8 protein-coding genes and 1 pseudogene are annotated in these 12,304 nt (G+C 44.7%); 4 read left to right on the top strand and 5 right to left on the bottom strand.

Going from position 1 to position 12,304, the window contains the following annotated elements; genetic code table 11:
* Window positions 1-6 precede the first annotated feature (6 nt).
* The 3 genes from CIK88_RS05445 to CIK88_RS05435 all read left to right on the top strand — a co-directional run bounded on the left by CIK88_RS05445 (window position 7) and on the right by CIK88_RS05435 (window position 3,258).
* Complete coding sequence (locus tag CIK88_RS05445; RefSeq protein ID WP_094435080.1) at window positions 7-1,974, top strand: YgiQ family radical SAM protein; 1,968 nt, start codon at window positions 7-9, stop codon at window positions 1,972-1,974.
* Window positions 1,898-2,704 (top strand): hypothetical protein, encoded by an 807-nt coding sequence (locus CIK88_RS05440; protein WP_094435078.1) that lies wholly within the window; start codon window positions 1,898-1,900, stop codon window positions 2,702-2,704. The genes CIK88_RS05445 and CIK88_RS05440 overlap by 77 nt, the downstream gene beginning before the upstream one ends.
* A 362-nt stretch (window positions 2,705-3,066) precedes the next feature.
* A complete protein-coding gene (locus tag CIK88_RS05435) occupies window positions 3,067-3,258 on the top strand; it encodes a hypothetical protein (RefSeq protein ID WP_094435076.1) in 192 nt (63 codons plus the stop codon).
* On the opposite strand, the gene CIK88_RS05430 is transcribed toward CIK88_RS05435, so the two are convergent.
* Both CIK88_RS05430 and CIK88_RS05425 read right to left on the bottom strand, forming a co-directional pair.
* On the bottom strand, window positions 3,235-3,852 hold the full coding sequence (locus CIK88_RS05430) for a trimeric intracellular cation channel family protein (RefSeq protein WP_094435140.1): 618 nt from the start codon (window positions 3,850-3,852) through the stop codon (window positions 3,235-3,237). The genes CIK88_RS05435 and CIK88_RS05430 overlap by 24 nt on opposite strands.
* Before the next feature lie 2 nt (window positions 3,853-3,854).
* Complete coding sequence (locus tag CIK88_RS05425; RefSeq protein ID WP_094435074.1) at window positions 3,855-5,132, bottom strand: replication-associated recombination protein A; 1,278 nt, start codon at window positions 5,130-5,132, stop codon at window positions 3,855-3,857.
* A gap of 993 nt (window positions 5,133-6,125) precedes the next feature.
* Between CIK88_RS05425 and CIK88_RS05410 the strand changes: the two genes are divergently transcribed.
* Window positions 6,126-8,498: a TonB-dependent receptor domain-containing protein gene (locus CIK88_RS05410; RefSeq protein ID WP_094435068.1), complete on the top strand. Its 2,373-nt coding sequence runs from the start codon at window positions 6,126-6,128 to the stop codon at window positions 8,496-8,498.
* Between the two features lie 603 nt (window positions 8,499-9,101).
* Here CIK88_RS05410 and CIK88_RS05400 read toward each other — a convergent pair.
* The 3 genes and pseudogenes from CIK88_RS05400 to CIK88_RS05390 all read right to left on the bottom strand — a co-directional run bounded on the left by CIK88_RS05400 (window position 9,102) and on the right by CIK88_RS05390 (window position 11,749).
* Window positions 9,102-10,160: a YhcG family protein gene (locus CIK88_RS05400; RefSeq protein WP_094391713.1), complete on the bottom strand. Its 1,059-nt coding sequence runs from the start codon at window positions 10,158-10,160 to the stop codon at window positions 9,102-9,104.
* 435 nt (window positions 10,161-10,595) lie between these two features.
* Window positions 10,596-11,384, bottom strand: a complete 789-nt coding sequence (locus CIK88_RS05395) for an immunoglobulin-like domain-containing protein (protein WP_144007179.1) — start codon at window positions 11,382-11,384, stop codon at window positions 10,596-10,598.
* 156 nt (window positions 11,385-11,540) lie between these two features.
* Window positions 11,541-11,749 (bottom strand): annotated as a pseudogene (locus tag CIK88_RS05390) (helix-turn-helix domain-containing protein).
* Window positions 11,750-12,304 lie beyond the last annotated feature (555 nt).

Genomic DNA, 12,304 nt, shown 5'->3' with positions numbered 1-12,304 from the left:
TATACATTGGCAAACAGCAAATATCAACTGACAGACTTTCTTCCTACTACGAAGAAAGAAATAGAACTACGCGGCTGGACAGAACTCGACGTTATTCTGTTCAGCGGAGACGCTTATGTAGATCACCCGTCGTTTGGCGCAGCAGTCATCGGACGCATACTGGAAGCCGCCGGCTATAAAGTGGCTATCGTACCACAGCCCGACTGGCATGGTGACTACCGTGACTTTAAGAAACTGGGACGACCACGCCTGTTTTTCGGCATCTCACCGGGATGTATGGATTCCATGGTCAATAAATATACAGCCAACAGACGGTTGCGTTCCGAAGATGCATACACCCCTGACGGGCGACATGATATGCGTCCTGAATATCCAACGGTGGTCTATAGTAATATTCTCCGTCAGCTCTACCCAGATGTCCCTATCGTACTTGGAGGCATCGAGGCTTCTTTGCGACGCCTCACTCACTACGACTATTGGCAAGACCGATTAAGGCCGTGCCTGCTTTGTGACGCACCGGCTGATATCATCTCATACGGCATGGGAGAGAAAACCATTCTTGAAATTGCCCGTTGCTTAAACGATGGACTGCCCCTCTCTTCACTTCACGAATTGCCCCAGGTCGTCTATCTTGCCCGTCGCAACGAAATTGTCGATGGCATCAGCGATCATGATATCGTGCTCCATAGCCACGAAGACTGTCTTAGAGACAAGCGGAAACAAGCCGAGAATTTCCGGCACATCGAAGAACAGTCGAATATGATGCACGCCCAACGCCTCATTCAAGCCGTCGGCGACAAATATGCTGTTGTCAATCCGCCCTATCCGCCCATGACAACCGAAGAACTGGATGCCTCGTTTGATCTGCCCTACACGCGCCAACCGCATCCGAAATACAAAGACAAGCGGATTCCGGCGTATGAGATGATCAAATACTCCGTCAACATCCATCGAGGATGCTTCGGAGGATGCGCTTTCTGCACCATCTCTGCCCATCAGGGAAAATTCATTGCCTGTCGCTCCAAACAGAGCATCTTGCGCGAGGTTAAACAGGTCATGGGGATGCCTGGCTTCAAGGGTTACATCTCAGACCTTGGCGGACCTTCTGCCAATATGTATGGCATGCGAGGACGCAATCTGAATGCGTGCGAGAAGTGCAAACGACCCAGTTGCATCCACCCGCAGATTTGTCCCAATCTCAATACCGACCATACCGCCCTGCTGGATATCTACCGTAGCGTCGATGCTATTCCCGGCATCAAGAAGAGTTTCATCGGCAGCGGTGTGCGCTACGACCTCATTCTGCATCATAGCAAAGACGAAGAAAGCAACAAGGCTGCCATGGAGTATGCCCGCGAACTCATCACCAAACATGTCAGCGGACGACTGAAGGTAGCTCCAGAACACACCAGCGACAACGTATTGCAGCTGATGCGCAAACCGCCATTCAGACAGTTTGACGATTTCAAGCACATCTTCGACCGCATCAATCGCGAGGCACACCTCAACCAACAGATCATCCCCTATTTCATCTCCAGCCATCCAGGCTGCAGAGAAGAGGACATGGCACAACTGGCTGTGCTCACCAAACGCCTCGATTTCCAGTTGGAGCAAGTGCAAGACTTCACACCCACCCCCATGACCGTTTCTACCGAGACATGGTACACAGGCTACGACCCTTACACCCTCCAGGAGGTGTATAGTGCCCATAGCCCAAAGGAGAAACTTGCCCAACGCCAATATTTCTTCTGGTACAAACCAGAGGAACGCAGATCCATAGAACAGAGTCTGCGACGCATCGGGCGTTCCGATCTGATTAGAGAACTATGCCCAGGATCTGGCGGAAACACATACCGCCAACAGCCGACAGGAATGCCTCACTATAAGAAATACAACAATGAAAATCATCGAACAGAAAATACAGGGAAAGGATCCGGAAAAGAAATGCGAGGACGGAATCGTCGTAACAGATGATTTCATCGCAGTCATTGATGGGTCAACAGCCAAGACCAACTACCGGCACAGCCGGTTTCGTTCCAACGGGCGACAGGCCATGCGGTTGACCGGCAAATACATCAAGAAAATGCCCAAGGGAATTGATTGCCATCAGTTTCTGATAGGGGTGACCAACTATATCCGTAGAGAGTATAAGAAATCGGAAACAGAACACCTCCTCCTGCATCCGGAAGATCGCCTCACCTGTTCTGCCATCATCTATAGCCGCCTTCAACGGCAATTATGGCTGGTGGGCGACTGCCAATGCTTGATAGACGGCGAACTGATAGACAATCCGAAACCCGAAGAGGCTGTTCATGCCGCCAAACGGTCTGAATATGCCAAAAAGCTGTTGAGTCAGGGCACTACCGTAGATCAACTGCTCACCAAGGACACCAGTCGCGAATATATTATGGCTGATATGGTGGAGAGCATGAAACAACAGAACGTCAGTTATGCCGTGATAGACGGTTTTCGCATTGCCGAACAGTTTGTGAAGGTCATCACCCTTGATTTCCAACCTCACCATATCGTCATGGCAAGCGATGGCTACCCCTTCCTGCGTGAGACACTCGATGAGAGCGAACGGCTGCTCCGGCAACAGCAGGAGAACGACCCACTCAATATCGACACGTTCTTAGCCTGCAAGGCATTCCTCAACGGCCAGGATTCATTCGACGACAGGAGTTACATCCGCTTCGAAATCTGATTCCATCGTTCCAGAAACAATGGCAGGCTAATCATCAAAAATCCACGGAGTGTTTAGGTTAGAGGTTAAAGGTTAGAGGTTAGAGGTTAGAGATTCTATTTGAAGATTATTTTTAAGATTTTAGTTAAGATTTCGAGCATCTCCGATGCGATCCATAACAAAACCTTTCCCAAAAGCGAGGTACTCGAGCGCATTTTCAGTCGAGATGTTCGTTAAAGATTTTGTTTGCTGCCTCCCTGAATTACAGATTATTTCTTGCGAAGCAACTTCTTAATCAAGATTTCCCCCAAAGATTTCTTGCCGTAGGCAACTAAAAAAAATCCACGGAACACACGGAGAACACAGAGAAAAATTTTCGTAGGATGATAAAGACCACTCCCTCAGACTTCAGACCTCAGACTTCAGACCTCAGACCTCAGACTTCAGACTTCAGACCTCAGACCTCAGACTTCAGACCTCAGACCTCAGACTTCAGACCTCAGACCTCAGACTTCAGACCTCAGACCTCAGACCTCAGACCTCAGACTTCATCATTCGTTTTTCAGCTTGGGTAGTGATAAATGATACTTCACCGCCATGAAACGTATCAGACAGGTTGTAGTAAACGAGACGATGACAGTCACCTCAATAGGAACATTCAAGACCACCAGTCCCCAATACGCAAGACCGCCGGCAACGGCAGCAATGGCATAGATCTCCTTGCGGAAAATCACAGGTTCGTTGTTGAGAAGCACATCACGGATCACTCCTCCAGCCGCCCCTGTAATACATCCCATGATGATGGCGACCCAAAACGGCTGTCCAAAGACGATAGACTTCTGAATACCGGCAATATTAAAGAGAGCCAGACCCAGTGTGTCAAAAGCAAACCATGCGTTGCTCAACCTTTTAAGGTGTCGGGCAAAGACAATCACAAACAATAACGCCATTGCCGTACATTCTATATAAATAGGATTGGTCATCCAGAAAGGAGTAGTTCCCAGCATCACGTCACGTATCGTACCGCCGCCGATAGCCACCGCAATTCCGCAAACATAGCCGCCAAACCAGTCAAATCTTTTGGATGCAGCATGCCGAATACCGGATATCGCAAAGGCAAATGTTCCGAGAAACTCAATAATCTGCTGCACCAGGATATCATATTCCATATTCATTGTTTATACCTTTCCCCCCAATAGTTAACCATTCTTTCATAGAGTTTTTCTTCTGCCGGCGAGTGTTGCCCATGCCATATCCGTTCGTCAACAAGAGCATCAGGCATATATTGCTGTGGTGTGAAATGACCGGGATAGTCATGCGGGTAGAGATAACCGTCATGATAGCCCAACTGCTTCATGAGTTGCGTAGGCGCATTGCGAATAGGAAGCGGAACAGGCTGGTTGCCAGTCCGTCTGACAAGTTCCAAGGCAGCATCAATACCTAAATAGGCAGAGTTGCTTTTCGGACTCGTTGCCAGATACACAGTAGCTTCTGCAAGCGGAATGCGCCCTTCAGGCCATCCGATCTTCTGCACCGCATCAAAGGCTGCATTAGCCAGCAATAACGCATTAGGATTGGCCAATCCGATATCTTCTGAAGCAGAAATCACCAAACGGCGTGCTATGAATTTAGGATCTTCCCCACCCTCTATCATCCTCGCCAACCAATAGAGTGCCGCATCGGGATCAGACCCACGGATACTCTTGATGAAAGCAGAGATAATATCGTAGTGCATCTCACCATCCTTGTCGTAAGCCAGCGGATTCTGTTGCAAGCGCTCAGCCACCATTTTGTCGTCAATAACAATAGGCTTACTCTTGTCCGATGCTTCTATCACCAGTTCCAAGATATTGAGAAGCTTACGCGCATCGCCACCGCTGAACCGCAACAAGGCATCCGTCTCTTGCAGCGTAATATCCAACTCTTTCAGATAGACATCCTTCGTGATAGCCCTGTCGAGCAACTGCAACAAATCATCTTTTTCCAATGATTTCAGCACATAGAGTTGACAGCGGGAAAGTAGAGGTCGTATCACTTCAAACGAAGGATTTTCGGTAGTAGCGCCAATAAGCGTCACCACACCTTTCTCAACAGCCCCCAACAGAGAATCCTGTTGCGACTTAGAGAAGCGATGAATCTCGTCGATAAACAATATCGGTGATGCCTCGTTGAAGAAGCGCCCTTTCTGTGCACGTTCTATCACATCCCTTACATCCTTTACCCCACTCGTCACGGCAGAGAGCGTATAGAATGGAGTTTCAAGCCGATGTGCTATGATCTGCGCCAAGGTAGTCTTGCCGACTCCCGGTGGTCCCCACAATATAAACGAGGAAATCCGCCCAGCGTCTATCATCTTGCGCAAGACAGCCCCTTGTCCAACAAGGTGCTGCTGTCCTATATAGTCATCGAGCGTCCTTGGACGCAAGCGTTCTGCCAATGGTTCTGCCATAGATTCTTATCAATTTTGATACAAAGGTACTCTTTTTTTTTATAATACCATCGTTTTCTGTAAGTCAAATGAGCACAACCGAATTTTATTCGGATTTTGCCATGACGAGAAAACGAAGAACGAAGTTCATGGTTTTCGTTAAGTCAAATGAGCACAACCGAATTTTATTCGGATTTTGCCATGACGAGAAAACGAAGAACGAAGTTCATCGTTTTCCAAAAGTTTTTTTCAAGACTCTTTATCATCATCGGATCTTAACGGAACTTAAACAGATTTCTTGCGAAGCAACCCCCATAAGAATCCACGGAACACACGGAGAACACGGAAAGATTACAGTTAAATTCTTGTAAAGATTATAGTTAAGATGTCGAGCCGTAGGCGATCCATAATAAAATTCCTCCCAGAAGCGAGGAACTCGAGCGCATTTTCAGTTGAGATTTATATTAAAGATTTTACAAGGGAGATAATCTGCGAATCCCTAAAATATTTCTTGCGAAGCAACATCTTAAAAAAGATTTCCTCCAAAGATTTCTTGCGAAGCAACTAAAAAACATTCCGTATAAATTCCGTATAAATTCCGATGATCCGATGATTGATTTCTGGCCAAAGGCCATATTTTCTCAAAGATTTCCTCCAAAGATTTCTAGCCTTCAGGCTACTAAAAAAATTCATTTCCCAAAACTGTTATCTGTTATCTGTTATTTGTAACGCAAAAAATTCATTTTTGGAAACTGTCAACTGTCAAACTGTAACGTCTGGTGTGAATTGGCATTGTCCAAGAAACAGAAACCTGTCCTCGTGTTTTAAGAATTCGAAACCTATTTTTCCTTTCCAAAAACTGTAATACTGTAAGCTGTAAGAATTGAAAGTCATGATGTCAATGACCTGTCCCTGTGACATCTCTGTCACTGTGACATCTAGAAAAAAATGCGAGACTTTGCAACCAAACATGATTTCATCGCGTCAAATAAGCGAATATAAAATTTATCAATCATGAAAAGAGCAACATCAACTATCATTATCTTATTGGCAACAATATGCCAACTGAGTGCACAGAATCTTATTGGAAGAGTAACAGACGAGAATGGACAACCAATGGAGTTTGCCACAGTTTCACTCCGTTCCCTTCCCGACTCTTCCATCGTGGCAGGATGCATAACTGACGCGAAGGGACAGTTCTGCATCGAAAGAAAGAATGCGGGCGACTTCATACAGATTTACTCCATAGGATATGGAACGAAGAACCTACCAGTTTCTGCATTCACTACAACACAGACAATCAAGATGCAGATTGAAGCTAATTTGCTGAATGAAATCGTCGTCAGCAAGACTCGTCCGAAGACAAAGCTCCTTGGCGATGCTGTGGTAACTACCATCGAGGGGTCGATACTTGAACATGCGGGCAATTCGCTTGAGGTGCTTGCCAAAGTGCCTGGAATGATTACCAAGAATGGAAATCTGGAAGTGATTGGACGTGGAACACCTACTTATTATATAAATGGAAGAAAGGTGAGCGACGACTCTGAGCTCCGCAACCTTATGTCGGAAGACATCAAGTCGATAGACGTCGTAAGCAATCCCGGAGCCGAATATGGTGGCGAGGTGAGATGTGTAGTGCGCATCCGCACCGTAAAGCGACAGGGTGACGGCTTTAGCTATGCGCTTACGAGTCAGGCTCAGCAACACATATACGACAATCATGATTTCGACCCGTCATGGTCGGTTCTCGACCTCAACTATCGCACAGGCGGTTGGGATATCATTGGAAAACTTGTCTATTACAATCAGCACAGCTATCAGATAAGTGACCAAATGAGTGGTAACACATTCGTCAAGATGCCAGATGGAAGCGTAAAGCATAACCTGATGGAAGGTCCTTTCGCTTTCATTGGTCACAATAGCGGAATAAGCGGCGATCTCGGATTGAACTGGCAGATTAATGAGAACCATTCTCTTGGAATGAAGATGAACTATGGCGGAATGCTGTTTGGTAATCAAGATAACGTATTTGAGGACAAAGTATATGCAAATGACGAGCTGATTGACATTGTACATTCTGCATCCCATACCACCACACCTTCTTCTCACACCTTTACGGGCAATATCTACTATGACGGTAATATCAACAAGCTGCATGTGAACTTCAACGCCGATTTCAGCGACTCAGGCTACAAAAAGGAAACAAACGTGAACGAAAGCAGTCAGAACGACCCTGCCTTCGTAGAAAACTTATCAGACGGTTATGCACGAATGGGCGCAGGTAAACTTGTACTCTCCTACCCCATCTGGAAAGGTCTGTTTAAGATCGGAACAGAGGAGACATACGTAAGCGCAAAGCAGGAATACAACTCGACCAAAATGGAGATTCCTTCGTCGAAAGCGAAGATTGCCGAGAACAACATCTCTGGCTTTGCTGAATATGCCATACCTTTCAAACATGTTCAGTTGGTGGCTGGCTTAAGATTCGAGCATGTTGATTTCGAATACACCAACGAATGTAGCCCGAAGGATAATATCAGCAGGACACATAACAACTGGTTTCCTTCATTCAACGCATCAACCAAGATTGGTCCTGTAGGTATAAATCTTGGATATACCACAAAAATCAAGCGACCACGATATGACCAGCTAAGTACAGAGCTTCAGTACAACAACCGGTTCATGTATCAGACGGGCGACCCTACGCTCCTGAACGAGATACAGAACACACTCTCGCTTAATGCCAACTGGCGATGGCTCACTCTTACCGGAGCATACGAAGTGGTTGACAATGCCATCTACCAGCTCGGCTATCCATACGACGATGACTGCACAGCAATGGTCAAGTATTCCAACGCGAAGGAGACTGTCCGCAAACTCAACATCTATCTCAATGCATCACCAACCTTTGGCATATGGAATCCACGCTACACCGCAGGTATGGAGAAACAGTACTTCAATACAACCGTTATCGACCCGCGTGAATCAACAGGTACGCGTGTAGTCAAGCGTAACGACCCGATGTTCTTTGTTCAGGCAAACAACTCATTCAAGTTGAAGCAGGGATGGCTGATTGATCTTGACTATCAATACACATCGCCCTTTGACTACGTGATGTACAAGTTTACCAAACCGAAACATAGTCTTAATCTTGCAGTCAGCAAGTCGTTTCTCAAGCACGATGCACTCAACGTCCGTCTTGCATGGAATGACATCCTAAACAAGACAAAGGAACACGTATGCACCGACTATGGCAACTTCATCCACAGCCAGAACAATGATTACAATTCTCCATGCGTCCAGCTTCGCCTCTCTTATCGTTTCAATACGGCAAACAGCAAGTATAAGGGAACTGGTGCTGGAGCAGATGCAAAGAGCAGGTTATAGAAAACTGCCAAACTGTAACGTCTGGTGTGAATTGGCATGGTCTAAGAAACAGAAACCTGTCCTCGTGTTTTAAGAATCCGAAACCTATTTTTCCTTTTCAAAAACTGTAATACTGTAAGCTGTAAGAATTATAAGTCATGATGTCAATGACCTGTCACTGTGACATCTACCAGTGTATTATTCTTGATGTCGTTGACCTGTCCCTGTGACATTTCATTTTAATAACATTGTTTTTTACTTTTATGTGATTTTACATTTACGTCTATGTTGCATATTCAAAATTATAAATAAACATTGAGCCTTGCAAGCCTACCGCATAGTTAAGCGTTTTACCTCCTGATTTCCATATATGTTAACCTTGATGACATTCGTCATCGAGCCTATCCTTGGTATCGTCTTGATGACATTCGTCATCGAGCCTATAGACATAGCAAAGCCTTCCAAAGATGCCCGAAAGCACCTCTGGAAGGCTTTGTATCTATCTATAATTATGCGAGTTACGCTGCGCGCAATACACCCCCTAAAACGGTGGGTATCAGCACGTTAGAACTCTTTTTAAGACTAAGAGATATGTTATATGAATGGCTGAGTGTCATTTTACGCTTATTTGTTCTCTATTTGATGTTCGCGTGCAATGGCGATGGCTCGTTGTAGGCGGTCAGCAAGTAACTCCTTCGATGGGAGCTCGGTGTAGTACTGCGCAACGCGAATGTCGCTATCATCGTCAAGCATGAAATACTGAATGTGTTCCGTGTTGCCTTCGCTGCAGAGGATAAGACCGATTGGTTCTTCCTCCCAGGGTTTTCGGTCGTTCTTGTTCAAGTATCGCAGATACAGTCGCATCTGTCCTTCGTATGCTGGCTTGAACTTGCCAAGCTTGAGATCGATCGCCACAAGACGACGCAAACCGCGATGGAAGAAGAGGAGGTCGATGAAGTAGTCCTCGGAATCTACGGTGATGCGCTTCTGGCGATCCACGAAGGTAAAGTCACTGCCCAGTTCCTTGATAAACTCAAGCAACTGGTTGAGGATGCTGTTCTCAAGGTCTTTCTCTGAGAAAACATCGGGCAACCCCAGCATATCCAGGAAGTACGTGCTGCGGAAGACTATATCTGGGTTCAGTGTGTCCTCTTCCCTCAGTTCCTTGAGCTCACGCCTTATCACTTCCTCTGGACGCTGGCTGATGGCTGTTCGCTGATATAGCTGACTGTCTATTTTCTCGTCGAGCGTACGGGTGTCCCAATGCTCTATACGACACATCTCCATGTAGAATTGACGTTCGAGAGAATCTTTGAGTGACATTAGAGAGCGTAGATGCGTCCAAGTCAATTGGGTACGCGCTGCGTACATAATGTCATCCTCCGAAAAAAGGTACGCACTGCGTACACAATGTTTCAGTTTCTCAGTTCCCCATCCTGTGCCATACCTTTCAGTCAGTTTTACTGACAGGTTCTTGAGTATCTGCTTGCCATATTCTGCACGCTGATTGTAAAGTACATCTTCCTTGATGCGCTTACCAACATGCCAGTTCATCAAGCACGCTTCTACATTGACGTAAGTTGCCACATGCCGCCTTGCCTGATCTATTATAAGGCATACGTCATTGAAGAGAACTGCACTTTCTGGCTGTTGCAGTATTTGGAGGTTATTGTCTGTGCCCATTGAATTTCTTCATGATTTTCATCAAACTTTTAAAGTGCAAAATTATAAAATAATTTCGACATAGCCATCCTTTAGCCACCAGAAAATATGATTTTTTATATAAGTTTAATACGTTAAATATTCACCTTTTCGTATCTAATCAGAATCCATACGGTCACTTTTCTACCGTTTAGAGCGTATAACACTGATAATCAACTAATAATAGATACTTCTTCTGTAATACTATAAGCTGTAAGGATTGTAACGCAAAAAATTCGTTTTCAGAAACTGTCAACTGTCAAACTGTAACGCCTGGTGTGAATTAGCGTTGTCCAAGAAACAGTCCCTGTCCTCGCGAAACCTATTTTTCCTTTCCGAAAACTGTAATACTGTAAGCTGTAAGAATTGTAAGTCATGATGTCAATGACCTGTCCCTGTGACATCGTTTCTTTTTATTTACTTCAACTCAAAGGTTGCCATGAAAGGCACCTTCTCACCATCTATGCTATCCTCATAAAAAAAGCGGTAAACGCCTGGTTTGTTGGGAAGAATATCGGGAAAAAGATGGGCAGTAATGGTGCCGCTTTGACCATCGTTTAAAACATGACCGATGGCCGTGAACGAGCAATCGGTGGGCACAACAAACCAATTGCCATCCGCTCCTTGGGCTGTGATGCTATAGGCATCGCCATACACAAATTCCTCGCCACTATGGTTGGTAATCGTGAATCTGATTTCCGTGGTGCCCAATGGATAGGAAGGCTTCTCCGCCTTGAGGGAGATGCCTTGGTAGGTGCTCACGCCTTCCCTGTTGTCGATGATAGGGTCCAACTTGCCCTCAAACCTGATGGCGGGCGAGTTGTAAATCTGCCTACGAAACTCCAGCTGCTTCTCCTTCGTGTTCCAACGGAGCGCAACATCAATGGAGTTGGATCCCATTCCAAATCCAACAACATTTCGCAAGGCCGGGGTCTTGTCTTCCGACAGGAACTTCCGCTCAAGTATCCGCATAATGGCGTTCAGTTCCCTATGCGAATATTTACGCGCCGAAGCCTTGCGATAGGTTCTCTTCTTGCTCTTGACAACTCTCTTTTTGCTAATGGCAACCCTCTTTTTGCCAACAGTTGCCACTTTCTTTTGCTGAATGGCCATTGATGGGTTGCAAGCAGCACAAGTGGTTTGCATTGAAAGGAACATTGTCAATCCTAATATTATTGCATTGAGGAGTTTTGGCTTCAGTCTCATAGTTATCAGCAATTAATAATTTAACATGTAGAGAGATATGAACTCTTATAGTATATTTCTTTTCTTATGAGAAAAGTTCAATTTATTTTGCAAATACTATATTTTAGTTTATCCACAAAATGATGCTATGATATTATTTTGTCTCTCATAATCTCTTCAATCATTGCGTTCCTTTTTGTCCGTGATAAGTTCTTTCATATCCACAGACAAGAACTGTGCAATTTCAAGAACGTTGTAAGGTTGGGTTGAGAACGGTTACATACGTAAGCATTGACCGTACTGAAACTCCTTCCTAACTTCTTTGCAAGCCATGTTTGGCTTATCCCTTTGTCCTCTAAGACTGCTCTTATGCGATTTAACTTCATGTTTTTATCGTTTTTACGCTACAAAAATAATATTTTATCGTGATAATCCATCCAAATCCCTTGAATATCTGCTGTATTCCGTCGTAATTTAGACAAAATAGAAATATAATCTGCAAAAATGGGACTAAGCAATTGATTTCCCAACATGGCAAGATACATATATGCGTTCATAAATATTTGTTCTATTTGCCATGTTCTTAAAATGTCAAAATCGGAAATTTATCATTGTTTTCAGTGTTAATTTATGTTTTCTCATGCTTTCATTTTGGGGTTTCTTGATTTTGTTGTTCCTAATTTGTTTCTTTCGTCATTTTACCATTCCAATTAGTATTGATTATCAGTACATTACGAGCAATCAGTAAGATTTCAAGAAGAAGATAATGAGTAGGTACAATCACAGAATCTTCCCTGTTTTTTTCTTTTCCAAAACTGTTATCTGTTATTTGTAACGCAAAAAATTCATTTATGGAAACTGTCAACTGTCAACTGTAACGCTTGCGATTGACATTGGTTTTGCTCTTATAATGTCTAAAATGTACGTTTTTTTGTCTGAAC

Source organism: Prevotella sp. P5-50, assembly GCF_002251295.1.
In the GTDB taxonomy this organism is placed as follows: Bacteria; Bacteroidota; Bacteroidia; order Bacteroidales; family Bacteroidaceae; genus Prevotella.
Note: the sequence above shows the minus strand (reverse complement) of the source record. Positions and strands in the feature narration are given on the sequence as shown.